Consider the following 24,820-nt stretch of genomic DNA (forward strand, 5'->3'; position numbering starts at 1 on the left):
TCAATAAAGTGGAAGTCGAACTCGCCACCATCAATCAATTTTTGGCTGACATGCTGCTGCCCTTTATGCGGATTAGCGGGTTATTCGTGGCAATGATTGGATTGAGTGCTAAGTCTATTCCGCCCCAAGTGAGGGCGCTTTTAGGCATCATGCTTACGCTTATTATCATGCCCGTCGTTCCTCCGTCACCGATTGAAAACTTGGTGGATGTGGGCACCTTCTTAATTGTTATCCAACAACTGCTGATAGGTGTAGCCATTGGTTTTATTTCAATGATGGTACTTAACACCTTCGTGCTGGCAGGGCAGATAATCGCGATGCAAACCGGTTTGGGCTTTGCGTCTATTGTCGACCCAGTCAACGGTATTAACGTACCTGCGGTGGGACAGTTTTATTTGATACTTGCTACGCTCTTGTTCTGGACGCTAGACGGCCACCTGTCTATGATTCAAATGATCGTAATGAGTTTTGAGGCATTCCCAATAGGCGAAGCGTGGTGGACGGGCGAACAATTCCGCGATATCGCGCACTGGGGAGGCTGGATGTTTATCTCGGCTATCACCCTGTCACTTGCGCCAATTGTGTCATTATTAATTGTAAATTTGGCTTTCGGTGTAATGACTAAAGCTGCGCCGCAATTAAACATTTTCAGTATTGGTTTTTCCATAGCACAAGTAATGGGTCTACTCATTATTTGGATAACCTTGGATAACTTTACTGCTCACTTTGAAACCCAATGGTTTAGGGCTGAGCAGTTTATGTGTGAATTATTGAATATTTGTCCGTAGGAAATAATGGCAGATTCAAGCGAAAAAACAGAAGACCCCACGGGGAAAAAACTCGAAGATGCCCGAAAAAAAGGGCAATTGGCTCGTTCCCGGGAGTTATCCACGACACTGGTGCTAATAGTCAGCGCCGTTATGTTTCTATTCGTCGGTGGCTGGATTGCAGAATCTGTTTTTAAACTTACTCAGCGAATGTTTATTCTTTCTCGCGACGAAACCTACGATATTACCCATATGTTTGGCGCATGGGGAGAGGCTTTTACGGCGGTAGGCCCTGCGGTATTGCTATATATGGTTGTCGCAATGATAGCTGGAATTTATGGTTCTATTGCCCTTGGCGGCTACAATTTCACATGGGAAGGAGCAAAACCCAAAGGGTCTAAAATGAGCCCGATTCAGGGGTTCAAGCGCATGTTCGGCACCAATGGATTGGTAGAACTATTAAAATCTATTGCCAAGGTTGTCGTTATTATCGGCATGGCAATTGGCGCGTTGTTGTACTTTGAAGATGAAGCGCTGCATCTTGATATGGAACTCTATCCAGGGAATATCTTTCATGCGCTCGACATGCTCAAGTGGGCTTTTCTTATTTTAGTGTGTGGAATGATCCCCATTGCACTTATTGATGTGCCTTACCAAATGTATAAGCACAACAAAGAAATGAAGATGACCAAACAAGAGGTCAAAGACGAAAGAAAGAACGCAGAAGGCGACCCTATGGTTAAGGGGCGTATTCGTCGCCTGCAATATCAAGCTGCAACCAAGCGAATGATGCAGGAAGTGCCTCAAGCAGACGTGGTTGTTACCAACCCAACTCACTTTTCTGTCGCTATTAAATACGATGAAAAGGGTTTAAGAGCGCCAGTGGTTGTCGCTAAAGGTGCAGATGAGTTAGCAATGCACATCAGAAAAATCGCTACCGCAAATAATGTACCTTTAATCCCCTCTCCGATGCTAGCTCGCGCTATTTTCTATTCAACAGAAGTCGACGATGAAATTCCCAACGCTTTATTTATGGCGGTAGCGCAGGTGCTAGCTCATGTGTATCAATTGAAGGCGCATAGGGCAGGGAAAGGCAAGCGGCCTAAACCGCTCAAGCGAGATTTGCCCATTCCGCCAGAATATCGTCGATAATCACAGTCATCGTCCGGAAAAAGCTTACCATAATCAAGATAGCGCTATTTTTAGCCGATTAGCAGTTTAGTAATAAAGCTGGCACGTTAGTTGAAAACTCCCTTTCAGATTCATATAAAGCGTCAATTTTCTGATAGAGAGACACCAAGCCATGCAGTTATCCGGTTATCTTCAGCGATTCGATAAAAATCAGCTGCAAAATTTTACGAGTGGTCTAGGCGCGCCCATCGTCCTTTTGGCAATCATGGGCATGGTTATTTTACCCATGCCGCCTTTCCTGCTGGACGTGCTTTTCAGTTTTAATATTGCGTTATCTCTCGTCATCATATTGGTTGCTGTTCTCACTCAAAAACCTGTTGATTTTGGTATTTTCCCTCTTGTTTTGTTAATTGCAACAGTACTTCGACTTGCGTTAAACGTGGCATCCACGCGGGTTGTATTGCTTTACGGTCATGAGGGCGGAGATGCCGCGGGAAAAGTAATTGAAGCCTTTGGCGCCGTTGTTATTGGTGGCAACTATGCCGTAGGTATCGTTGTTTTTGCTATTTTACTTATTATCAACTTTAAAGTAGTCACCGCTGGTGCTGGCCGTATCTCTGAGGTAAGTGCAAGATTTACTCTTGACGCTATGCCAGGCAAGCAAATGGCAATTGATGCGGATTTGAATGCGGGTTATATCGACCAAGATCAAGCGCGCCAGCGTCGTGAAGAGATTACTGCAGAAGCTGACTTTTATGGCTCGATGGACGGTGCATCAAAGTTTGTGAAAGGTGACGCAGTTGCCGGGCTTTTCATCATGCTAATCAACATTGTTGGCGGCCTATTTATTGGCATGATTCAGCATGGCCTTTCATTCGGAAACGCAATAGAAATCTACACAATCTTGACCATAGGTGATGGTCTGGTCGCTCAAATTCCTTCACTACTGCTTTCAGTTGCCACCGCAATTATCGTTACTCGTGAAAATGAATCTCAGGAAATGGGCAAAGAAATACGCGGCCAGCTGGGAAATAATCAGGCGCTATACATTGCTTCGGGCGTGCTATTTGTCATGGGGATCATTCCGGGAATGCCTCACATAGCGTTTCTTGGTTTTTCTTTCTTGATTGCAGGCTTTGCTTATTTTCAAACGGTACAAGCTCGGAAAAAGGCTGCTGCACCTGCAGTACCCGACAATGTGTCTAAGAGCGAAACCGTCGCGCCAGAAGTGAAAGAGTTGGGCTGGGACGATGTACAACAAGTTGATACTATTGGTTTAGAAGTAGGGTATCGCCTTATTCCACTCGTTGATAAGTCACAAGGTGGTGAGTTATTGACGCGTATTAAAGGGGTGCGTAAAAAGCTGTCTCAAGAGCTTGGGTTTCTTATTCCACCCGTTCATATTCGCGATAATTTAGACCTAGAGCCCAATACATACACCATTGCCATGCTAGGCGTTACTATTGGTGATTCAGTGATTAGTCATGACGAAGAGCTTGCCATTAATCCTGGACAGGTTTTCGGTAAACTAGAAGGACGAGCAACCAAGGACCCAGCATTTGGTCTGGATGCAGTATGGATTAAACCAAACAAACGAGAGCATGCACAGACATTGGGTTATACGGTTGTGGATGCGGCTACCGTGGTAGCAACCCACTTGAGTCAGCTGTTGACCAACAACGCCTATCAGTTACTTGGCCACGAGGAAGCCCAGCAGCTTCTTGATATGCTAGCCAAACAGCACCCTAAACTTGTTGAAGGTTTGGTACCTGATATTCTTCCGCTTAGTACAGTGGTGAAAGTACTGCAAACATTGCTATTTGAAGGTGTGCCTATTCGCGATATGCGAACCATCGTTCAAACCCTAAGTGAGTATGGTACTCGCAGTCAAGACCCTGATGTACTTGTATCTGCGGTACGTATCGCACTTAAACGACTTATTGTTCAAGAGATCACGCAAGGGGCGAAAGAAATACCTGTCATAACCTTGGCGCCAGAGTTGGAACAGATGTTGCACCAGTCACTTCAAGCAGGTGGCGAAGACGGTGCTGGTATTGAACCAGGCTTGGCAGATAAGTTGCAAAAATCACTGCAACAAGCCAGTCAGCAACAAGAGTTAGAAGGTGAGCCTGCTGTGCTTCTAACATCTGGCATGCTGAGACCGGTACTCTCTCGCTTCTTAAAATATTCGGTTGTTGGGCTTCATGTGCTGTCTTATCAAGAAGTTCCTGATGACAAACAAATAAAAATAGTCAGTTCGGTCGGTCAATAATCTGACGCTGGGTGATTGGAGAGGTTGCAATGAAAATTAGACGTTTCTTCGGCAAAGATATGCGTGAGGCGTTAAGCCAAGTTAAAGCAGAGTTAGGCAGTGATGCAGTTATCATGTCAAACCGCAAAGTGGCTGATGGTATAGAGCTTGTTGCAGCTTACGATAAAGAACCCGATGCAAAACTCACTGTTCCTAAAGCAGCATCAAAAGCCCCTGGTCAAAAGGCTACGCCAAGCTTGAGTGAAATAATTGGCGACGACGGTCCAGATAGCCTAAAAGCGTTATTAGAAAAACAGCATGGTGCTGCGGCTGCGACAGCCAATCCAGGAACATTATCTAACGTTGCTGAAATCCACACCCAGCAACGCCCTCAATCTATGTCAGCTAATGCAAAGCACGCCAACGAGATAGCGTCACATTTGGATTTTTCTGATGCATTTATTGATGATGTGGAAAGCCAGCAGAATGCTGGTCATCGTGCTCATGACTTACCCTTTCCTGACCACCAAGCCTCAAGCATTGGCGAAGCGCCAATGACACAATCGGCAGAACTTGCACAAATAAAAGAAGAGCTTGCGTCTCTACGGGACGTTCTGCAATACCAAGTTGCTGACCTTATGGAAGCAAAAAATAAGCGTCAAAAACCAGTTCACCAGTACTTGACCACGCGTTTAGTTGATATGGGGTTGAGCAATGCTCTCGCTAATCAGCTAATAAATTACACGCCAGCTCACTATAACGAACGTGACGCGTGGATTTATCTTCTTAACCTATTGGCTAATCGCATAAATGTGACGGGGAACGATATACTTAGTTCACAAGGTGCGGTTGCGTTGGTTGGTCCTACCGGAACAGGTAAAACAACAACAGTTGCCAAATTGGCAGCCCGTTATGCGCAAAAGTATGGTGCAGAGTCAGTCGCTATGATCACCATAGATACGTATAGAATAGCTGCCTATGAGCAGCTAGCGACATACGGAAAAATAATTGGCTGTACGGTAAGAAAAGCGCAGACTAGTGAAGAGTTAGCCGATTTATTATTCCAACTTCGTCATAAGCGACTAGTATTAATCGATACGGCAGGGTTTAGTCAGCGCGATAGTCGATTAATTAAACAGATTAAGCAATTTGACAACGGTCAAATGCCTAAAGTGAAAAAATATTTGGTGGCGCAAGCCAATACTCAATATCCTGCGCTTCAGAGAATCATCCAAGCGTATGATGATATTGAATTAAGTGGCTGTATTTTCACGAAGTTAGATGAATGCTACTCTTTGGGAGAGGTATTGAGCGCTGCCGTTGAGTACCAACTACCGGTTAGCTATGTCACCGATGGTCAGAAAGTGCCAGAAGACATTAAGATTGCAGAGGCGAAATCTTTAGTTTCCGCTGCTGCAAAGCTTTATAAAAAGTACGGTTTGAATCATACTAGTAGTAACAACGCAATTAAAACAGCATAAGTAGTATGATTGACGATCAAGCGAGTAGCTTAAGAAAAATGAAGCAATCACGGTTAATCAAGGTTATCGCCGTCACCGGAGGCAAAGGTGGCGTTGGTAAAACAAATATTACTCTCAATACCGCTATCGCTATGGCGAAGCAGGGTAAGCGAGTCATGGTACTTGACGCGGACCTCGGTCTGGCAAACGTTGATGTTATGCTAGGACTTCGCGTAGAGAAAAACTTATCTCATGTGCTTTCAGGTGAATGTACCCTTGACGATGTTCTCGTCACCGGTCCGCACGGGATCAAGATTGCGCCGGCCACCTCTGGCACGCAGTCGATGGCAGAGTTATCCCCAACTCAACACGCAGGTTTGATCCGCGCTTTTAGCGAGCTAAGAACGCCGATAGACGTGCTGATTGTCGACACTGCTGCTGGAATTTCAGACATGGTATTGAGTTTCTCGAAGGCTTCTCAAGATATCATGGTCGTGGTTTGCGACGAGCCTACGTCACTAACCGATGCCTACGCCCTAATAAAAATCTTAAATCGCGAACATGGCGTTTTTCGTTTCAAGGTAGTGGCTAATATGGTACGCGACGTGCGTGAAGGCCAAGAATTATTTAGTAAATTAAGTAAAGTGACAGGGCGTTTTTTGGATGTTGCACTAGAATTAGTGGCAACGGTTCCATTTGATGAAAATATTCGCAAAGCCGTAAGAAAACAAACGGCTATTGTAGATGCCTATCCAGGCTCTCCAGCCGCAGTGGCCATAACACAACTTGCTAGTAGAGCATTGTCATGGCCCATCCCGGCTCAGCCAGGCGGACATCTTGAATTTTTTATTGAACAACTTGTTGCAGAAAAAGCAGTAGGAAATCAGCGTTGAACAGCAAGGCAGCCGCTTATCAACAACAAACCGATAAGTCGCAGTTAGTCGAAAGACATGCGCCATTGGTTAAGCGTATAGCGCATCACTTGATGGCTAGGTTGCCTGCAAGTGTTCTTGTTGATGACCTTATCCAATCAGGCATGATTGGGCTTTTGGAAGCTGCACGAAATTTTGACGGCTCTAAGGGAGCTAGCTTTGAAACCTTTGCAGGCATCCGTATTCGCGGAGCAATGCTAGACGAAATACGCAAAGGAGACTGGACCCCTCGTTCAGTCCATCGTAACGGACGTGCTATTTCGGAAGCGATATCCCAAGTAGAAGGTGAGACCGGAAGGGATGCAAGAGATTCTGATATTGCTGAAAAGCTTAACGTAAGCTTGCAGGATTATCACCAAATGCTCAATGAAGTAAATGCCGGCAAACTTGTCGGAATAGAAGATTTGGGTGTGTCGGAGGACGTAATCACTACTGAGCAGAGTAGAGGCAGTGATGCGCCGCTGGAAGACTTGATGCAGGGCGCTTTTCAAAAAGCACTTGCCCAAGCGATTACAACGCTACCTGAACGGGAAGCGATTGTGCTTTCTTTGTACTATGATGAAGAATTGAATTTACGAGAAATTGGTGAGGTTCTTGATGTAAGTGAGTCAAGAGTCAGTCAAATTCACAGTCAGGCCATGTTAAAACTCAAATCACGAATGAAGTCGTGGCAGGCTGACGAAGAATAGAAATTAATAACAATTAACCCCTCATTGGAGGCTATTTTGGACAAAAGTATGAAAATTCTTGTGGTTGATGATTTTTCTACCATGAGACGTATCATCAAAAACCTTCTTAAAGACTTAGGTTTTGCCAACATCCAAGAAGCGGATGACGGAAGCACTGCACTGCCAATGTTGCAGCAAGGTGATTTTGACTTCGTTGTTACTGACTGGAACATGCCCGGCATGCAAGGTATCGATTTGCTTCGCGCAATTCGAGCAGATGACAAGCTTAAACATTTACCTGTTCTTATGGTTACTGCTGAAGCTAAAAAAGAACAAATCGTTGCTGCAGCGCAAGCCGGTGTGAACGGGTACGTAGTAAAACCCTTTACAGCAGCAACGCTAAAAGAAAAATTAGACAAAATTTTCGAACGTTTAGGTTGATCCAGACGCTCACCAGATAAATGAGGTTTACTGGATGGCAACGAATATAAACGTTCCAATTTCGTTGGAAGAAGCCAAGCAACTCGTTACTTATCTTGAAGAAGGTGATAACGCTTCAGCCAATGCCCTACTTGAAGCAGCATCAATGAAAGAAAACGTTGAGTTGTTTGCTGAAGTAGGAAAATTAACGCGTCAACTTCATGACGCGTTAAATAACTTTCAGATTGATGATCGCATTAAAAACTTAGCAACCGACGATATTCCGGATGCTCAGTCCCGCCTGACTTACGTTATTGAAGAAACTGAAAAAGCTGCTAATACTACTATGGATGCCGTTGAAGCGAGCATGCCAATAGCAGAAATGCTTTCAATGCGCATCGATAAGGTAATGCCAGAATGGAAAAAGTTAATGAATCGCCAAATTGAGCTTGGTGAATTCAAAGCGTTGTGTGCAGACTTAGACGAATTATTAGAAGAAGGTTCGCTTCAGTCAGCTAAACTAACACAACTGCTTACTGAAGTGCTGATGGCCCAAGGTTATCAGGACTTGACGGGGCAAGTTATTCGTCGCGTTATTGACCTTGTAAAAGAGGTGGAGGACAGCTTAGTCAACATGCTTACCATGTTTGGCGAGCGCGATGGAGAAGAACATACTAAACCATCTCGTGTTAAGGCCGATAAGATAGATGGTGTAGAGGCAGAAGGCCCAATTATTGACGCCGAAAAACGAGATGATGTCGTTTCAGGCCAAGATGACGTAGATGATCTTTTGTCTAGCTTAGGTTTTTAGGGGAGCGGGCGCATGTCGTTTGATGTTGACGAGGATATATTACAGGACTTTCTGGTTGAAGCTGGAGAGATTCTTGAACAATTACAAGAACAGCTCGTTGATCTTGAAAACAACCCGGAAGACGCGGATTTACTGAACGCAATATTCCGAGGGTACCATACAGTAAAAGGAGGCGCTGGTTTCCTTTCTCTCACAGAACTCGTCGAAATTTGCCACGGTGCAGAGAACGTATTCGATGTGATGCGAAACGGGCAAAGAACTTTAACCCCTGAACTCATGGATATTATTCTGCAGGCCACCGATGTGGTTGTAGAAATGTTTGAACGAGTGAAGGCTCAGGAGCCACTGCAACCTGCAGACGCGCAGTTAGTTGATACACTGCATAAATTGAGTCGTCCTGAAACGCCAGACGAAAACATATTCGACTCTTTAAGCGCCCCTGTACAAGAAACCGCTGCGGATGAGCCAGAGCTAGTAATAGAAGAACCTACAGCAGAGGCAGAGAGTAAAAGCGATAACGGTGGCGGTATTGACGAAATCACTGAAGATGAGTTCGAAGCGCTGCTCGATGAACTTCACGGTTCTTCGGCACCGGGTCGCTCATCATCAGGTTCGATTGAAGCGCCTTCTGCATCCGAGTCAAAGCCCACCGCTTCAACTGCCTCTGCGATAAGTGATAGCGACGATATTACCGACGAAGAATTTGAAGCGCTGTTAGACGATTTACATGGCAAAGGTCAATTCAGCGCCAACGAAGCGCCAGCTGTAGAGACTAAAGCGCCTGCAGCGCCAGCATCTTCAAGCACAGGCGGTGACGAAGAAATTACCGATGACGAATTTGAAGCCCTTCTTGACCAATTACATGGTTCAGGTCAAGGACCAACCAAGTTAGGTGAAGCGCCTAAGCAGGTAGAGCCACCTGTCGACAAGGCAGCGACTGAAGCTGTTCAAAAAGCCAAAGAGGCAGCGCCAAAACCAACTCCTGCACCAAGTGCTCCAGCGCCATCTACCCCCAGCGCGCCAGCAAAAGCAGCAAGTGCTCCACCTAAAAAGGATGATAAGAAAGCGGCTGCCTCTGCACCTCAAGCCGAAACAACCGTGCGGGTTGATACTAAACGCCTTGATCAGATAATGAACATGGTGGGTGAGCTTGTTCTGGTGCGAAATCGTTTGCTTAGCCTTGGTATTAATAGCAACGATGAAAGCATGTCTAAAGCGATTGCTAATCTTGATGTAGTTACTGGCGACCTACAGGGTGCGGTAATGAAAACGCGGATGCAGCCAATTAAAAAGGTATTTGGTCGCTTCCCTCGCGTTGTTCGAGATCTCGCAAGAAGCTTAAAGAAAGAAATTACGCTTGAGCTTGTTGGTGAAGAAACAGATTTAGACAAAAACCTGGTTGAAGCACTGGCCGATCCATTAGTGCATTTGGTTAGAAACTCGGTAGATCATGGCATTGAAATGCCTGATGATCGCGCGGCAGCGGGCAAGCCAAGAATGGGAACCGTCCAACTGTCAGCGTCTCAAGAAGGTGATCATATCCTTCTTACCATTGAAGACGACGGCAAGGGCATGGACCCTGAGAAGCTCAAGGAGATAGCCATTAGTCGTGGCGTGTTAGATGCTGATGCGGCAGCGCGTATGTCTGATGTTGAAGCGTTCAACTTGATTTTTGCTCCGGGCTTTTCTACCAAGACAGAAATTAGCGATATTTCTGGTCGAGGTGTGGGCATGGACGTGGTTAAAACTAAAATTAACCAGCTCAACGGTACGGTCAATATCGATTCACAGCTAGGTAAAGGTACCCGACTTGATATCAAAGTCCCTTTAACGTTAGCTATCCTTCCTACTCTAATGATTGTTGTAGGAAAACAGACCTTTGCGTTACCATTAGGCGCGGTGAACGAAATAATAAACATGGACATCAAGAAGACCAACACGGTCGATGGCCAGCTAACAATGATAGTTCGTTCAAAAGCAATTCCGTTGTTCTTCCTCGGCGAATGGCTGATTCGTGGCCCTAAAAATATTGAAAGAGATAAAGGTCACGTGGTTGTTGTACAAATAGGTACACAGCAAGTTGGATTCGTAGTAGACGCGCTAATAGGTCAAGAAGAGGTGGTTATAAAGCCGCTTGATGCCTTGCTACAGGGGACACCTGGCATGGCTGGAGCAACCATAACTTCAGACGGTGGAATTGCACTTATTTTAGATGTTCCGAGCCTTCTAAAACGGTATGCGCGTAAACCCATTAAGTAAGGCGATGAATTAATAGGAATAGTAATCCATGGTCTTTAAAGTCCTTGTGGTGGACGACTCGACATTTTATCGTCGTCGGGTAAGAGAAATACTCGACAGCGATAAAGAACTTGAAGTAGTCGGGGAAGCGCGAAATGGTCGTGATGCACTAGAAAAAGCAGAAGCGCTTAAACCAGATGTAATAACAATGGATGTGGAGATGCCGGTAATGGACGGTATTTCTGCGGTGAAGGCTATCATGGATAAAAAGCCTACGCCGATCCTTATGTTTTCATCCTTAACCTATCACGGCGCCCAAGCCACGCTTGATGCCCTTGAAGCAGGCGCGCTCGATTTCTTGCCAAAGAAATTTGAAGATATTGCGCAAGATAGAAAAGAAGCATCTCATTTATTGTGCACCAAAGTTAGGTTGATAGCGCGCAGGGGCGTTGGTCTTAGGCGTCCGTTATTTAGGGCAACGGAAACAAGACAGCTCCCAGATAATGCGCCCAAACAGGCTTTCTTTAAAACCTCTGGATTATTGTCCGGGCATAAGGATGCAACAAAGCAACCCACTGTATCGTCGGTCAGGGCAACGGGGAAACGCTATAAATGTTTAGCGATTGGTGCATCTACTGGCGGGCCTGTTGCTCTTCAAAAAGTGCTTGCGCCTTTACCTGCAGACTTTCCGTACCCTATTTTGCTTGTCCAGCATATGCCTGGTACGTTTACCACCGCGTTTGCGCAACGGTTAAATTCAAACTGCAACATAAGCGTGAAAGAGGCTGAGCATGGCGACGTATTAAAACCGGGCCACGCCTATCTGGCTCCGGGTGGCAGGCAAATGCTGATAGAAAATATTGGTCTGAGCAAAAGCATAGTAATAACCGATGCAAGCGCGTCGGAAAAGGTCAATTATAAACCTAGCGTAGACCTTACGTTTGGTTCATTGGCTAAAGCTTTTGGTGGTGATGTTTTAGGCATTATCTTGACGGGAATGGGTGCAGACGGTCGGGAAGGCTGTCGATTGTTGAAAGACAAAGGCGCAACCATTTGGGCCCAAGATCAAGATTCTTGTGTTGTATATGGCATGCCGCAAGCTGTAGCGGTTGCTAATATATCGAGCAAGAACATTAATATTGACGATATAGGTAGTTGCGTTCAAACCGAGATGCGCTAGCGCGTTGGACTCTAACGGAATAAACATCATGAAAGTGTGGACTGTAGCAAATCAAAAAGGCGGAGTGGGGAAAACAACCACTACGGTGAGCCTTGGTGGTTTGCTTGCAGAGCAGGGAAAGCGTGTACTTATGATAGATACCGACCCTCATGCATCTCTGAGTTATTATTTCGGTATTGACGCTGAAGCAACGAGTCATTCAGTCTACGATATTTTTATTCAGTCTAGTTCACTTTCTGCCGATAACGTTATGGATTGCTTAAGTCCAACGAAGTTAGACAATCTGTATGTGCTGCCTGCCACAATGGCGTTAGCCACCCTTGATAGGACGATGGGGAGTGAGCAAGGAATGGGGTTAGTCCTTAAAAAGGCCCTGGCTAAAATTGCTGATGAATTTGATGTGGCGATTATTGATTGCCCACCAGTTTTAGGGGTACTTATGGTCAATGCACTAGCAGCATGCGACAAAGTAATTGTACCCACGCAAACAGAATATTTGGCACTAAAGGGGTTAGACAGAATGATTCGGACCATGGAAATTATGGGGCGTTCGTTAAATAAAACCTTCGATACAGTGATAATTCCAACTATGTTTGATAAGCGAACGAACGCTGCGCTAGCATCACGTAAAAAGTTATTAAGCGATTATGGTGAGCGCGTGTGGGAAGGGGTAATCCCCGTAGATACTCACTTTAGAGATGCCAGTTTAGTGCAGTTGCCTATTTCATCTGCTTATCCTAAAACTCGTGGTGTGTCTGCTTATGCGAAGCTATTAGCCGTGTTGGAGAAGTAATAAAATAATGAGCAAGCAATCACCCTTTGCCCGTGAAGAAGTGATGGAGGCCTACTTAGATAGCCTTCTCAAAGAGCCTGAAACACCGGAAGATGTTACTGCGCGCACGGCTAAGTTGCTTGAGCAAGCGTCTCAACAAATAGCGGAAACAACCCTATTAGGCGTTGAAGAGCAAGATTCTACCCAGCACAAAGAAGAGGCGATCGCAGAAAAGGTAACGTCGATTATAGAGACGTCGACGCTTAACTCTGTTGAGGATAATAAGCGAAACCCAGTAGCTCAAACCGAGAGTCAGGAAAATAGGCTTTTAGACACTGAAATTAAATCGAAAGTACCACTAAAGGATACTCTCGGTTTTCGTTTTCAAGCGCTATTCTTTGAAGTGGCAGGTTTAACGCTAGCGGTACCGTTAACTACCCTAGGCGGAATTCATCAAATTGAGAAAATTGGGCCACTTTTCGGAAAACCTGATTGGTTTATGGGTGTAATGCTGCACAGAGAGTCTAAACTCAATGTTGTGGATTCAGCAAAGTGGGTAATGCCAGAAAAATATGATGAAAACCTCGCACAATCGCTCAACTACCGATATCTTATTATGTTAGGAGAAAGTTTGTGGGGGTTGGCAAGTGAAAAGCTTGTTAATACGGTCAATTTGACTACAGATGATGTTAAATGGCGCGAGTCCACAGGAAAACGTCCCTGGTTAGCGGGGATGGTTAAAGAAAAAATGTGCGCGTTAATTGACGTTGAAGAATTAATATCTATGCTTAACAAAGGCTTAAGCAGTAACGACCAGACGCCATAGTATTGGGAGCCAGGTTCATGACCGACGAAAGAACAAGTAGTAATGCCACCGACAGCAATGACGAAGTCCTTCAATGGGTTACGTATCGCCTAGGTGATGAAACATATGGTATTAACGTAATGCAAGTTCAAGAAGTGTTGCGTTATACCGAGATAGCTCCGGTTCCCGGTGCGCCCGATTATGTATTAGGTATTATCAATCTGCGTGGTAACGTGGTAACGGTGATTGATACTCGTGCACGATTTGGTTTGCCGCCAACAGAGATAACAGACAACACACGTATTGTAATTATTGAGTCTGACGAGCAAGTTGTTGGAATTTTGGTTGATAGCGTGGCCGAGGTGGTTTACTTGAAGTCTTCAGAGATTGACAGTGCACCTAACGTGGGCACAGAGGAAAGCGCCAAGTTTATTCAGGGCGTTAGTAACCGCGATGGCGAATTACTCATTCTTGTTGACCTTAATAAATTGCTAAGCGATGAAGAGTGGGATGAGCTTAGCAATATCTAAATAAATGACTGGGCAGTATTATTTAGTACTGCCTGCATTTCCCCAAGGGTTACGTCCATGGATTGGCAGCTTGCTGCACCTACCTTGTTAGAACTAGTTTTGATTGTGTTAGTGGTTGTACTTGCCGTGACGATTGGGCTGTTGTACTCGCACGTTCGTAAGCTGCGTACTTCTATAGAAACTAGCCAAGCTGAGCATATTGAAGCGCTCGCCCGAGTAGAAGCGTTGGCAAACAACGCGAATAATCAGCAGTCTGAAGCGCAGGCTAGAACTATAGTTATCACTCGACACCTCAAAGAGCTAGATGAAAAGCAGATAAGCATTGAAAATGAGCTTCGCGAGCTTAGGTTACAAGATCCTTCTTTACGCCTTTATCAGCGAGCAGCAGAGCTTGTGAAGCAAGGGGCAAGCATTGACGAGATTATTGAAGCCTGTGATATACCAAGAGCAGAGGCGGAAATGCTGGTTATGGTGCACAAACAAGGTAATTAACAAAACAGTTCTACAAATCTGAAAAGAAAAACGTTTAGACGTCTAGACGTAAAGATGTTGACATATTCCCAGTTATAGACACAATACAGATATCGTAATTTATCACTGGAGCCCTCTATGCCAATTCGTATTCCTGAGCAATTGCCTGCACAGAATGTACTACTAGGTGAAAATATTTTTACCATGGACATGGACAGGGCGGCTAATCAGGATATTCGTCCTCTTGAGGTTGGTATTCTTAATTTAATGCCGAATAAGATCGAAACGGAAGTACAGCTACTTCGTTTGCTCTCAAATACACCGCTTCAAATCAATGTGGACCTTATTCGTATTGACAATCAAGCGCCAAAAAACACGCCGCAGTCGCATATGGACGCTTTTTATCACGACTTCTCTGCCGTAGCGAACAAGAAGTACGATGGTCTCATTGTAACAGGAGCGCCTCTTGCTCTAATTGATTATGAAGAAGTGAAGTATTGGGACACTATGACCACAATTTTAGAGTGGGCACAGCGTCATGTTAACTCAACGCTATATCTTTGTTGGGCTGCTCACGCTGCTATGTATCACTTTTATGGCATTACCCGAGAAATAAGAGACGAAAAGTTTTCAGGCGTATTTAAACATCACGTCAATGATCCTAATAACGAGTTATTAAGAGGTTTTGATCCAACATTCTTTGCCCCTCATTCTCGGTATGGTCACATTCAAACATCGCAATACAACAGTGTAGATGGCCTAAACGTAGTGGCAGAGTCAGATGATGTAGGTGCGTATATTGTCGCTTCAGATGATAAACGGATGGTATTCGTAACCGGTCATCCAGAGTATGATCCTGATACACTCAAAGACGAATACTTTAGAGATCTATCAGCAGGGCAAACCCCTGCAATTCCAAAAAATTATTTTGAAGGAGATGATCCAGCCAAGTCTCCCATTGTACAGTGGCGCTCACACGGTAGCCTGTTGTTTACAAACTGGCTGAATTACTATGTCTATCAGACCACTCCTTACGATTTAAGTCAGCTTGCTGAAAAGTCACAGCCAAAGAGGTAGCACGTGAGCCAAAGAACAAATTCAAGCGCGCAGGCAACGCTTACAGAAGCCGCTAAACAACGTATTCTTATACTTGATGGTGCGATGGGCACAATGATCCAGCGCCACAAACTAGAAGAAGCCGATTATCGCGGAACCCAGTTCGCAGATTGGCACTGCGACGTAAAAGGTAATAACGATATGCTGGTGATTACCCAGCCTGATATTATTTACCAGATTCATTGCGATTACTTTGACGCTGGCGCAGACATTATCGAAACCAACACGTTTAACGCGACAACCATTGCTATGGCTGATTACGACATGCAGGCGCATTCTCGTGATATTAACCTTGCTGCAGCAAAGTTAGCGCGTAAAGCAGCCGATGAATTCACGGCAAAAACACCAAATAAACCAAGATTCGTAGCGGGTGTACTAGGGCCAACAAATCGCACGGCGTCAATATCACCAGATGTAAATGACCCTGGTAAACGAAACGTAACCTTTGACGAGTTAGTTGAAGCCTATAGCGAGTCGACCGAGGCACTTATCGAGGGTGGTGTAGACTTGATCATGCTAGAGACTATTTTCGACACGCTAAATGCGAAGGCGGCGGCGTTTGCCGTGGAGTCTGTATTCGAAAAATTAGGCAAGTTTTTACCCGTGATGGTATCGGGGACAATTACCGATGCCTCAGGGCGTACGCTATCGGGGCAAACCGCTGAGGCGTTTTATTACTCAATGCGCCACATCAGCCCTTTCTCTTTCGGGTTAAACTGCGCTTTAGGTCCAGACCTTCTGCGACAATATGTCGATGAAGTTGCCGCGGTTAGCGAGTGCCTTATTTCTGCTCATCCCAATGCTGGATTACCCAATGAATTTGGCGAGTACGATATGGAAGGCCCCGAAATGGCGGAACATATCAAAGAGTGGGCCCAGTCGGGACTTGTCAATATTGTGGGTGGCTGCTGCGGCAGTACGCCAGAGCATATCCGCGATATTGCAAATGCTGTTGAGGGTATCGCGCCACGAAAAGTGCCTCAATTTGAACCTAAAATGCGTTTGTCAGGCCTAGAGCCGTTTGTACACTAGGAGGGCATTATGAGCGCAGAATTTTCCACATTTATTAATATAGGTGAGCGAACCAATGTTACGGGTTCGGCTCGCTTCAAACGTCTTATCCTTGATGGTGATTATGAAGCCGCGCTTGATGTTGCAAGACAGCAAGTCGAAAACGGCGCGCAAATCATCGATATCAATATGGATGAGGCTATGCTTGATTCCAAGCAGGCCATGATCACCTTCATGAATCTTATTGCCTCTGAGCCGGATATCAGCCGCGTACCCATTATGATTGATTCGTCTAAATGGGAAGTGATTGAAGCTGGGCTTAAATGCGTCCAAGGCAAAGCCATTGTTAATTCAATTAGTTTAAAAGAAGGTGAAGCACTTTTCTTAAATCAAGCAAAGCTCATCAAACGCTACGGTGCTGCAACCGTGGTGATGGCCTTTGACGAGAAAGGGCAGGCCGACACGCAGCAGCGCAAAGTAGAAATATGTCAGCGCAGCTACAAGCTACTGACAGAGGAAATCGGTTTTCCACCTGAAGACATTATTTTTGACCCCAATATTTTTGCCGTAGCAACGGGGATCGAAGAGCATGATAATTATGCAGTAGATTTCATTGAAGCTACCCGCGAAATACGTCAGACCTGCCCGCACTCCCATATTTCTGGCGGGCTCTCTAATATCTCTTTCTCGTTCAGGGGAAACAATCCAGTGCGAGAGGCGATGCACTCGGTATTTTTGTATCACGCCATACGCGCTGGTATGGATATGGCTATCGTAAATGCTGGTCAGCTAGAGGTGTATGACGAAATTCCAGCTGAACTTCGTGAAGCCGTTGAAGACGTGATCCTGAATCGCAGAAGCGATGCTACTGAGCGTTTGTTAGACATTGCACCTAACTATCAAGGTGACGGCAAAGCTGCAGCAAAAGAAGACTTAAGCTGGCGTGAGCAAGACGTTAATAAGCGCTTAGAACATGCTCTAGTTAAAGGAATTACCGACTACATCATTGAAGACACTGAAGAAGCTCGCCAGCAGGCCGAGCGTCCGCTACACGTTATTGAAGGGCCGTTAATGGACGGCATGAACGTGGTGGGTGATTTGTTCGGCGAAGGAAAAATGTTTCTCCCTCAGGTGGTCAAGTCGGCCCGAGTGATGAAAAAGGCGGTGGCACACTTACAGCCGTACATCGAAGAAGAAAAGTCTGATGATGCTAAAAGTAACGGTAAAATTCTTTTAGCTACCGTAAAAGGTGACGTTCACGATATTGGTAAGAATATTGTGGGTGTGGTACTTCAGTGTAACAACTTCGAAGTGATCGATTTGGGCGTAATGGTGCCAGCGGCAACAATTTTGCAAACGGCCAAAGATGAAAACGTAGACATGATTGGTTTGTCTGGTCTCATCACACCTTCCCTTGATGAGATGGTTCACGTTGCTAAAGAAATGGAACGTCAAGGTTTCGAAATTCCATTACTTATCGGCGGTGCGACCACATCGAAAGCCCACACTGCGGTAAAAATTGAACAGAATTACCATTCACCTGTTGCGTATGTGCCTAATGCGAGTAGGGCTGTTGGCGTATGTCAGCGCTTACTCAACAAAGCGTCTCGTGATATCTACGCGCAAGAACTTGCTAAAGAGTACGATACCGTACGCGAACAACATGCACGTAAAAAGCCTCGTAGTAAGCCAGTGACGCTAGCACAGGCCAGAGAAAACGCCTTTAAGCCTGACTTTACTACCTTGCCAGTTAAGCCCGCGAACTTGGGTGTTACCCCTGTTACCGCTAATTTAGCAACGCTTCGCAAGTACATCGACTGGACTCCTTTCTTTCTAACCTGGTCTTTGGCCGGAAAATACCCACGGATCCTTGAAGATGAAGTTGTGGGTGATGAGGCTAAGTCGCTATACAGTGACGCTAACGCTATGTTAGATAAAATTATTGCTGATAACACCCTACAAGCGAAAGGCGTTATCGGTCTATTTCCTGCAAATCGCGTTAATGACGATGTAGAAATTTACAGCGATGAGTCGAGAAATGAGGTCCAAGGCGTTGCTCACCATCTGCGTCAGCAAACCTTAAAAGACAAATTTGCTAACTATTGTTTGGCAGATTTTGTCGCCGATAAATCTAGCGGTATCGAGGACTATATAGGCGCATTCGCGGTAACAGGCGGTATTGGCGAAGACGAACTGGCTGATAGCTTCATAAAAGCCGGCGACGATTACAATGGCATTATGGTTAAAGCTGTGGCCGACAGACTAGCTGAAGCTTTTGCTGAGTACCTACATGAGCAAGTGCGCAAGCACTACTGGGGCTATGCCGCAGACGAATCACTAAGTAATGAAGAATTAATTCGCGAAAAGTATCAAGGTATTCGTCCGGCGCCAGGCTATGCGGCTTGTCCTGAGCACACCGAAAAGCAGCTAATTTGGGATTTGTTATCTGCAGAGCAGCACACCGGGATGAAGCTGACCGAGAGCTACGCTATGTGGCCGGGCGCATCGGTATCGGGGTGGTATTTTGCACACCCTGAGGCTAAATATTTTGCCGTAGCTAAAATCCAGGCTGACCAAGTAGAAGATTACGCCACACGTAAAGGCTGGACCTTAGAAGAGGCTGAAAAGTGGTTGGGTCCAAACTTAAGTGATTAATGCTGATTAGGCAGGTAACGTGTATGCAAATCGAAAAGCCTTTTAGTCAGGCCTGTGAAAACAACAAGCGCGCCATTTTGAGCGTGCTTGAACGTAAATTTGCCAATTGCCGACAGGTATTAGAGATAGGGAGTGGAACAGGTCAGCACGCCGTATTTTTGGCTGAGCATTTGCCCCATCTTATTTGGCACACAAGCGACCAACCACATTATCACGAAGGCATTGCCGCGTGGCTGAGTGATTCAAATACGGGGAATGTGAAACCTCCCATTGCATTCACCGTTGGGCAAGATGACTTTCCCAACCTCGACATAGACGGCATTTTTACGGCAAACACCGCGCATATCATGCAAAAAGAAGAGGCGAAGCTACTCATTGAATCAGTAGCGTTGCACTTACCCAAAGGGGGCGTTTTCTGCCAGTATGGCCCTTTTACTCATGGTGGTGAATTCACATCTGAAAGTAATCAGGCATTCCATACCTCGCTTTTAGAAAGAGGCTATGGAGGTTACCGCGATATCAATGAGCTCACTGCTTGGGCAGGCGAGTTAAGCTTAAACGAAATTATCGACATGCCCGCCAATAACCATATGCTTATTTGGCAGAAACGCTGAATAAGCCCAAGGGGCTGAACGTTTTGCTAAAACTACCTTGGTGAATATCAACAGCCCCCTAATCAAAGGAGTAGCTATGAGCTTTAAAGTAAACCATTATTTCGACAACAAAGTAAGCTCGATTGGGTTTGAGTCTGCAAATGGACCATGTACGTCTGGGGTTATGTCGCCGGGTGAATATACCTTTTCTACATCACAAAAAGAGCTAATGAAAGTGGTCGAAGGCGAGTTAGTTGTTAAGTTACCAGGAAGCGAAGAGTGGCAGGCGTTTGTTACTGGCACTAGTTTTAATGTACCTGCTAACGAATCTTTCGATGTAAAAGTGTCAACGCCTACCGCATATCTTTGCTTTTACAGCTAATTCTTAAAAGCGTTCAATTCACTCTGTATGTAAACTTTCGTAGAATTGACTTTCAGAGGTTGTAAAATTTCTCTGTATATCTCAAAGTATTAGACGTGCTGGCGAGCTAGTCTCACTTGCACGCCTAATACTAATAAAACTAAACTTGTAATGTGTGCGAATTATAAGGGCCTGTTGACCTTTGATGTACGAATTTTGGTCTAAATGGAAGCCTTTTAATCGCGAAACAGTCCTGCAAGCCTAGTGGGCTAGGTTAAAGGGCTGTGACGAAGAGTAAAAGGCTTCCATAACGACCCCTTCGGGCAGCGTCTTTGTGCCATCTATACTGCGTTGAATGTTTTCGACTTAGAACCACTAAACCGTCAAACATCCGCCTTGTCTAGATGGCACAAAGACCGCTGCAAAAATGTACAACAAAGGTCAACAGGCCCTAGTGCTGGAATACACTTTTCACACGTTGTGGCGTTTAGTACACAATGAGAAGTACAAATGAAATCCATATCACTCCAAAAAAAGTTCATGCTTATCGTTGGTGGTAGCATAGCTTTAATGTTACTTATCACTGCGTTTTTCTTGGTCAATACCGTTGCAGACAACACCCGCAGTCGTGTAGAAAAAGAGGTCAAATCCCTTGTCGCCCGTGAAGCAAATGATGTCGAAGGCTTTTTCGCAACCTATGGCGGTGTTGCTAGCGCGTTTTTGAGTAGTCCTTTTCTACAGGATTTTTTCGCGGGTCATAGCACGCGAGGAGCACCCGAGAGCCAACTGGCTCAATCCAAGGATATCTATGCCACTTTTAAGGGCATTAGCAGCCAAGATCCCATTATTAAATCTGCTTTCTTTGGTTCAGCCAAAACAGGTGAGTATTTTTATGAGGAAGGGCGAGTCGGCGTCGAAACGTCAGGCCCTGATGCCGGCAATCCTAACGCCGGTTATTTTGCTACTAAGCGACCGTGGTTTACCACTGCCGTTGAAAAAGGAAAGTTATATGTTACGCCGCCTGCTGTCGACTCCCAAGATGGAAGCGTATCTGCGGTAGTACAAACACCGATTTATAAAAACGGAACGTTACTAGGCGTTGGCGGTGTCGATATTCTTATTAGCACGGTCGGTAAAGTCATAGATGCCATTCGCTATGAAGAACAAGGCACGGCGTTTTTACTCGATGAAAACCAAAACATTGTTTACTTTCCAAAACAGAGCAAAGCGCTACCATTAAGTTCTTCTATTCAAAACTTCGACAGTGTATTTGATGATACCGAAGGTTTTGGCAAGTTGGCGGGTATTATCGCAGCCAATGAATCTGGTATTGTGCCCCTAACTTGGAAGGGAAGAGACTATGTTGCGGTTTTTGAGCATGCTAAGTTGACCAACCCACAAATGAACTGGTCGCTGGGTATTCTTGTTCCTGCAAGCATCATAGATAGCCCAATAAATAGTGCCATTACTACGGCAATTATCGTCGCCATTGTTATCATTGGATTAATAGCACTTATTACCTATTTGGCGAGTGCGAAAGTAACTCAGCCTTTGGTGGAAATGCGCAATGCAATGGCAGAAATAGCACATGGCGACGGTGATTTAACCAAGCGTTTGGAAGTTAAAAGCAACGACGAGATCGGTGCACTAGCCATAGAGTTTAATACCTTTACCGATAAACTGAGGTCGCTACTTAAAGATACTGCCGCTAACACTAAGGCCGTTTCTGATGCGGCTGACCATCTTCGAGACGTAAGTCACGCCACCAGCAAAGAAATTAATCAAGAGCGCAGCCAAGTGGACAACGTGTCTGCGGCGGTCACGCAGATGGCCGCTACCGTTGTTGAGATTTCAAGAAATGCGGCACAGTCCAGTGACGCTGCGACTAAAGCAGATGAATTGGTACAAGCCGGCAGTGAGCAAGTGCAAGATGCCATGAGGGAAATTCGCGCGCTGGCTGACGCCATCAGTCAGGGTGTTGAAGTTGTGGGCGGATTGAGCAAAGAGTCAGATAGCATCGGTGCTGTAGTCGACGTCATTAACAGCATCGCTGAACAAACTAATCTACTTGCATTAAACGCAGCTATTGAAGCGGCGAGAGCCGGTGAACAGGGGCGCGGCTTTGCCGTTGTTGCAGATGAAGTTCGCTCATTAGCAAGTCGTACACAAGAATCGACGACTGATATACGAAAAATGGTAGAGCGATTGCAGGCGATGTCTGAGCAGACCAACAGTGTTATGCAGGAAGGACAAACCCGTTCTCAATCTGGTGTTGATAAGACAGAAAAAGTTGTCGAAACGCTTAAAGACATTACCCAGTCTATAGGTTTGGTTCACGGGCAAAGTACTCACATAGCACTTGCGACAGAGCAGCAAACGGAGGTGGCGCAAGATATTAATAAGTCGCTCGTGGCAATCACAAGCTTAAGTGACAAAACTAGTCAACACGCTGAAGAGTTAGCGGTGGAAGCGACGCAGCTCAGTACTGTCTCTGGTGACTTAAAAGAGCTGGTGGGGCAATTTAAGATTTAGTGCCTCTCGTGGCTGAATGTACTGCGCACTCAGTTGCATGTAAAAATAGTGGTTTCCCGCTTGCCATTTTATATGGCAAGCGATTCATCCACTCCTGAAAAGCAATGGCATCTCCACCATAAAGCTTAGAAGGGTTATGGTTTGTGGGTTTGAGAAAGAGAAATGAAATCATCTACAAACCCCAATACGTCCTGCGCTTTTCTATGGCCTAAATACAAGGTTTTTGATACGCCTTGCTCTCCAAGCGAGCGACAAGCCAGAAGTTCGCTTTCTTTTGATTCATCAATTAACCATTTAGGTAGTGCAGTAACACCGCGCCCGGCAGCTACCATTTGTAAGATGATCTCAGTGGTTTCAATCGTTTTATGCTGCCTCACCGTGCAATTGGCAGGCGTCAAAAAATGAGTGAAAACGTCCAGTCGGCTTAGCTCTACGGGGTAGGTAATGAGAGTTTCGTTGCTTAAATCTTTCGGTGTTATAAAGGGTTTCTCTACCAAAGGGTGATGCTTATCCATTACCAATACTTGTTCATATTCAAATACAGGGGTGTAGGTGATCGTATCGAGTGAGAGCGGATCTGGGGTAAGCAAAATATCTATATCGTAACCGTGTAGCGCTTGAAGACCACCGAAGGAGAATGCTCTGCGGACATCTACATCGACGTCAGGAAACGCTTTCAGAAAAGGTGCGACGACTTTTAGCAGCCATTCAAAGCAAGGATAGCACTCCATACCGATGCGCAATATTCCCTGCTTGCCATCAGCAAACCGTCGTAATTGTGCTTCAGTATGCTCAAACTGAGGTAAAACCCGATTGGCCAAGCCCAGTACGCTTTGACCTGCCTGCGTGAGTGTAAGTCTTCTACCATCTTTGTTCCACAATGGTACATTGAAATGGGCTTCTAACTTTTTCATTGCGTGGCTTAACGCCGATTGCGTGAGAAAAAGCGACTTCGCCGCTTCTGTCATCGAGCCTTCTGCATCAATCGCTCTTATAATTCGCAAATGTTGCCTATCAATCATAACGCTCACATATGGTTTAGAATTTTTTAAACAGAACCTGACGTCGTACTGACGATTGTTACCGCATCGGAGAGACGAGTTTCTATTATTTCTTTTATGATAATTGAAATATCTCTGAAAGTTTTTCTACCTGGCGCGGTGTTTCTCCACGCCAGAGAATGCTGACGTTCAATTGGCATATTCGCAATCTCACATACATGCAGTGCTTCAGGTTTGTGCAATTCAGAGTGGATATAGAGACCAGGTAGAAATGCCACGCCCATGCCCATTACCACCATTTGACGCAGTGTATCCAAACTTGTGCCTTCATAGTCACGTTGTAAGTCTGCGCCAATTTCATCACAAATGCGCTGCACTTGATGATGAAAATGATGTTTATCTTCAAGGGTAAGTATTTTTTCACCGGCGATCTCTTTGGGGTTAACGAACGCTTTTCCTGCTAATTTGTGATCAGAAGGCGTGACAAACTTTAAGGGTTCATTAAAAAGCGGATGCTTGATTAACTGTGAATTTTCTCCTGATAGCGGAGAGAGAATGAGGTCGTACTCCCCACGCAATAAACCATGTTGAAGCGCATTGGGTGCGCCTTCTCGAACATAAAATCGAAGTCCAGGTTTTCTCTTATGCAAATCAGGAAGCACGAAAGGCAGTAAGTATGGCCCGAGGGTGGGAGGAATACCTAAGCGATAAGTAACTACTTCACCTTCAGATAAGTCACGGGCAATCTCACTGAACCTCTGCGACGATTGTAAAACCTCTTCCGCTGCATCAAGCAGTGCTTTACCTTGAGGCGACAACAGTGTGCCGGTGCGGGAACGTTCAAACAATGTTAAGCCTAAGAGGTTTTCTAGCGCACTAATTTGACTGGTCAGAGTAGGCTGGCTAATTCCAAGTATCCCCGCGGCCTGCCTGAAGCTTAGGTATTTCGCTACTGCTACAAAGTAGCGTATTTGATTTATTGACGGCGTCTTTCCGTTGAATTGCATGGTGGGAAATATCTTCTTTTACTAAACTTAAGTTTACCACTGAAACTGTGGTGATAGTATTTAGCTATCGCGAGTTGGTATATTAAACTATTAATCTATCAAGTGAAA

Annotated in this window: 22 protein-coding genes; 20 read left to right on the plus strand and 2 right to left on the minus strand. The window is 45.3% G+C overall.

From position 1 onward, the window contains the following. The first annotated feature begins 8 nt into the window (after positions 1–8). The 20 genes from fliR to GVO62_RS12055 all read left to right on the plus strand — a co-directional run bounded on the left by fliR (position 9) and on the right by GVO62_RS12055 (position 22,704). The gene (gene fliR / locus GVO62_RS11960) at positions 9–788 is read left to right on the plus strand and encodes a flagellar biosynthetic protein FliR (RefSeq protein WP_105930193.1); all 780 of its coding nucleotides are present in this window, start codon (positions 9–11) and stop codon (positions 786–788) included. A 6-nt stretch (positions 789–794) separates the two neighbouring features. Further along, entirely contained in the window at positions 795–1,919 is a 1,125-nt protein-coding gene (flhB, locus tag GVO62_RS11965) for a flagellar biosynthesis protein FlhB (protein WP_159119440.1), read from the plus strand. A 151-nt stretch (positions 1,920–2,070) separates the two neighbouring features. Continuing rightward, positions 2,071–4,170, plus strand: a complete 2,100-nt coding sequence (gene flhA / locus GVO62_RS11970) for a flagellar biosynthesis protein FlhA (protein WP_105930191.1) — start codon at positions 2,071–2,073, stop codon at positions 4,168–4,170. 29 nt (positions 4,171–4,199) lie between these two features. Beyond that, on the plus strand, positions 4,200–5,630 hold the full coding sequence (gene flhF / locus GVO62_RS11975) for a flagellar biosynthesis protein FlhF (protein WP_159119441.1): 1,431 nt from the start codon (positions 4,200–4,202) through the stop codon (positions 5,628–5,630). Between the two features lie 5 nt (positions 5,631–5,635). Continuing rightward, entirely contained in the window at positions 5,636–6,502 is an 867-nt protein-coding gene (locus tag GVO62_RS11980; protein ID WP_105930189.1) for a MinD/ParA family protein, read from the plus strand. After that, positions 6,499–7,230 carry an RNA polymerase sigma factor FliA gene (locus GVO62_RS11985; RefSeq protein ID WP_105930188.1) on the plus strand — a complete coding sequence of 244 codons (732 nt, stop codon included), beginning with the start codon at positions 6,499–6,501 and terminating at the stop codon, positions 7,228–7,230. The genes GVO62_RS11980 and GVO62_RS11985 overlap by 4 nt, the downstream gene beginning before the upstream one ends. 36 nt (positions 7,231–7,266) lie before the next feature. Further along, positions 7,267–7,650: a chemotaxis response regulator CheY gene (cheY, locus tag GVO62_RS11990; protein WP_025254383.1), complete on the plus strand. Its 384-nt coding sequence runs from the start codon at positions 7,267–7,269 to the stop codon at positions 7,648–7,650. A 34-nt stretch (positions 7,651–7,684) separates the two neighbouring features. Further along, positions 7,685–8,440, plus strand: a complete 756-nt coding sequence (locus tag GVO62_RS11995) for a protein phosphatase CheZ (RefSeq protein ID WP_159119442.1) — start codon at positions 7,685–7,687, stop codon at positions 8,438–8,440. A gap of 12 nt (positions 8,441–8,452) precedes the next feature. Next, positions 8,453–10,699 carry a chemotaxis protein CheA gene (locus tag GVO62_RS12000; protein WP_159119443.1) on the plus strand — a complete coding sequence of 749 codons (2,247 nt, stop codon included), beginning with the start codon at positions 8,453–8,455 and terminating at the stop codon, positions 10,697–10,699. Between the two features lie 28 nt (positions 10,700–10,727). Further along, positions 10,728–11,858 (plus strand): protein-glutamate methylesterase/protein-glutamine glutaminase, encoded by a 1,131-nt coding sequence (locus tag GVO62_RS12005; protein ID WP_159119444.1) that lies wholly within the window; start codon positions 10,728–10,730, stop codon positions 11,856–11,858. 28 nt (positions 11,859–11,886) lie between these two features. Then, positions 11,887–12,651, plus strand: coding sequence for a ParA family protein (locus tag GVO62_RS12010; protein ID WP_105930184.1), 765 nt, complete (start codon positions 11,887–11,889; stop codon positions 12,649–12,651). Between the two features lie 7 nt (positions 12,652–12,658). After that, positions 12,659–13,456 carry a chemotaxis protein CheW gene (locus tag GVO62_RS12015; RefSeq protein WP_159119445.1) on the plus strand — a complete coding sequence of 266 codons (798 nt, stop codon included), beginning with the start codon at positions 12,659–12,661 and terminating at the stop codon, positions 13,454–13,456. A gap of 17 nt (positions 13,457–13,473) precedes the next feature. After that, positions 13,474–13,965, plus strand: coding sequence for a chemotaxis protein CheW (locus GVO62_RS12020; RefSeq protein ID WP_105930182.1), 492 nt, complete (start codon positions 13,474–13,476; stop codon positions 13,963–13,965). 57 nt (positions 13,966–14,022) lie between these two features. Continuing rightward, on the plus strand, positions 14,023–14,457 hold the full coding sequence (locus GVO62_RS12025; protein WP_159119446.1) for a DUF2802 domain-containing protein: 435 nt from the start codon (positions 14,023–14,025) through the stop codon (positions 14,455–14,457). 117 nt (positions 14,458–14,574) lie between these two features. Continuing rightward, positions 14,575–15,513: a homoserine O-acetyltransferase MetA gene (gene metA, locus GVO62_RS12030; RefSeq protein ID WP_159119447.1), complete on the plus strand. Its 939-nt coding sequence runs from the start codon at positions 14,575–14,577 to the stop codon at positions 15,511–15,513. A 3-nt stretch (positions 15,514–15,516) separates the two neighbouring features. Continuing rightward, positions 15,517–16,584, plus strand: a complete 1,068-nt coding sequence (locus GVO62_RS12035; protein ID WP_159119448.1) for a homocysteine S-methyltransferase family protein — start codon at positions 15,517–15,519, stop codon at positions 16,582–16,584. 9 nt (positions 16,585–16,593) lie between these two features. Continuing rightward, positions 16,594–19,218: a methionine synthase gene (metH, locus tag GVO62_RS12040; protein ID WP_159119449.1), complete on the plus strand. Its 2,625-nt coding sequence runs from the start codon at positions 16,594–16,596 to the stop codon at positions 19,216–19,218. Between the two features lie 23 nt (positions 19,219–19,241). Continuing rightward, positions 19,242–19,832, plus strand: coding sequence for a DUF938 domain-containing protein (locus tag GVO62_RS12045; RefSeq protein WP_159119450.1), 591 nt, complete (start codon positions 19,242–19,244; stop codon positions 19,830–19,832). A 76-nt stretch (positions 19,833–19,908) separates the two neighbouring features. Further along, entirely contained in the window at positions 19,909–20,193 is a 285-nt protein-coding gene (ppnP, locus tag GVO62_RS12050) for a pyrimidine/purine nucleoside phosphorylase (protein WP_159119451.1), read from the plus strand. Positions 20,194–20,682: 489 nt separating this feature from the next. Next, a complete protein-coding gene (locus tag GVO62_RS12055) occupies positions 20,683–22,704 on the plus strand; it encodes a methyl-accepting chemotaxis protein (RefSeq protein WP_159119452.1) in 2,022 nt (673 codons plus the stop codon). A gap of 134 nt (positions 22,705–22,838) precedes the next feature. Here the strand turns inward: GVO62_RS12055 and GVO62_RS12060 are convergent, their stop codons facing one another. Continuing rightward, positions 22,839–23,726, minus strand: coding sequence for a LysR family transcriptional regulator (locus tag GVO62_RS12060; RefSeq protein ID WP_159119453.1), 888 nt, complete (start codon positions 23,724–23,726; stop codon positions 22,839–22,841). Positions 23,727–23,752: 26 nt separating this feature from the next. Then, a complete protein-coding gene (locus tag GVO62_RS12065) occupies positions 23,753–24,712 on the minus strand; it encodes a hydrogen peroxide-inducible genes activator (protein WP_159119454.1) in 960 nt (319 codons plus the stop codon). Positions 24,713–24,820: the final 108 nt, after the last annotated feature.

The organism is Alteromonas sp. KUL150, assembly GCF_009811475.1.
GTDB lineage: Bacteria > Pseudomonadota > Gammaproteobacteria > Enterobacterales > Alteromonadaceae > Alteromonas > Alteromonas gracilis.

Excerpts from the sequence above, each read along its gene's own strand:
- flhB (WP_159119440.1), top strand. The coding sequence starts at position 795 with ATGGCAGATTCAAGCGAAAAAACAGAAGACCCCACGGGGAAAAAACTC.
- flhA (WP_105930191.1), top strand. The coding sequence starts at position 2,071 with ATGCAGTTATCCGGTTATCTTCAGCGATTCGATAAAAATCAGCTGCAA.
- flhF (WP_159119441.1), top strand. The coding sequence starts at position 4,200 with ATGAAAATTAGACGTTTCTTCGGCAAAGATATGCGTGAGGCGTTAAGC.
- GVO62_RS11980 (WP_105930189.1), top strand. The coding sequence starts at position 5,636 with ATGATTGACGATCAAGCGAGTAGCTTAAGAAAAATGAAGCAATCACGG.
- GVO62_RS11995 (WP_159119442.1), top strand. The coding sequence starts at position 7,685 with ATGGCAACGAATATAAACGTTCCAATTTCGTTGGAAGAAGCCAAGCAA.
- GVO62_RS12000 (WP_159119443.1), top strand. The coding sequence starts at position 8,453 with ATGTCGTTTGATGTTGACGAGGATATATTACAGGACTTTCTGGTTGAA.
- GVO62_RS12005 (WP_159119444.1), top strand. The coding sequence starts at position 10,728 with ATGGTCTTTAAAGTCCTTGTGGTGGACGACTCGACATTTTATCGTCGT.
- GVO62_RS12010 (WP_105930184.1), top strand. The coding sequence starts at position 11,887 with ATGAAAGTGTGGACTGTAGCAAATCAAAAAGGCGGAGTGGGGAAAACA.
- GVO62_RS12015 (WP_159119445.1), top strand. The coding sequence starts at position 12,659 with ATGAGCAAGCAATCACCCTTTGCCCGTGAAGAAGTGATGGAGGCCTAC.
- GVO62_RS12020 (WP_105930182.1), top strand. The coding sequence starts at position 13,474 with ATGACCGACGAAAGAACAAGTAGTAATGCCACCGACAGCAATGACGAA.
- GVO62_RS12025 (WP_159119446.1), top strand. The coding sequence starts at position 14,023 with ATGGATTGGCAGCTTGCTGCACCTACCTTGTTAGAACTAGTTTTGATT.
- metA (WP_159119447.1), top strand. The coding sequence starts at position 14,575 with ATGCCAATTCGTATTCCTGAGCAATTGCCTGCACAGAATGTACTACTA.
- metH (WP_159119449.1), top strand. The coding sequence starts at position 16,594 with ATGAGCGCAGAATTTTCCACATTTATTAATATAGGTGAGCGAACCAAT.
- GVO62_RS12045 (WP_159119450.1), top strand. The coding sequence starts at position 19,242 with ATGCAAATCGAAAAGCCTTTTAGTCAGGCCTGTGAAAACAACAAGCGC.
- ppnP (WP_159119451.1), top strand. The coding sequence starts at position 19,909 with ATGAGCTTTAAAGTAAACCATTATTTCGACAACAAAGTAAGCTCGATT.
- GVO62_RS12055 (WP_159119452.1), top strand. The coding sequence starts at position 20,683 with ATGAAATCCATATCACTCCAAAAAAAGTTCATGCTTATCGTTGGTGGT.
- GVO62_RS12060 (WP_159119453.1), bottom strand. The coding sequence starts at position 23,726 with ATGATTGATAGGCAACATTTGCGAATTATAAGAGCGATTGATGCAGAA.
- GVO62_RS12065 (WP_159119454.1), bottom strand. The coding sequence starts at position 24,712 with ATGCAATTCAACGGAAAGACGCCGTCAATAAATCAAATACGCTACTTT.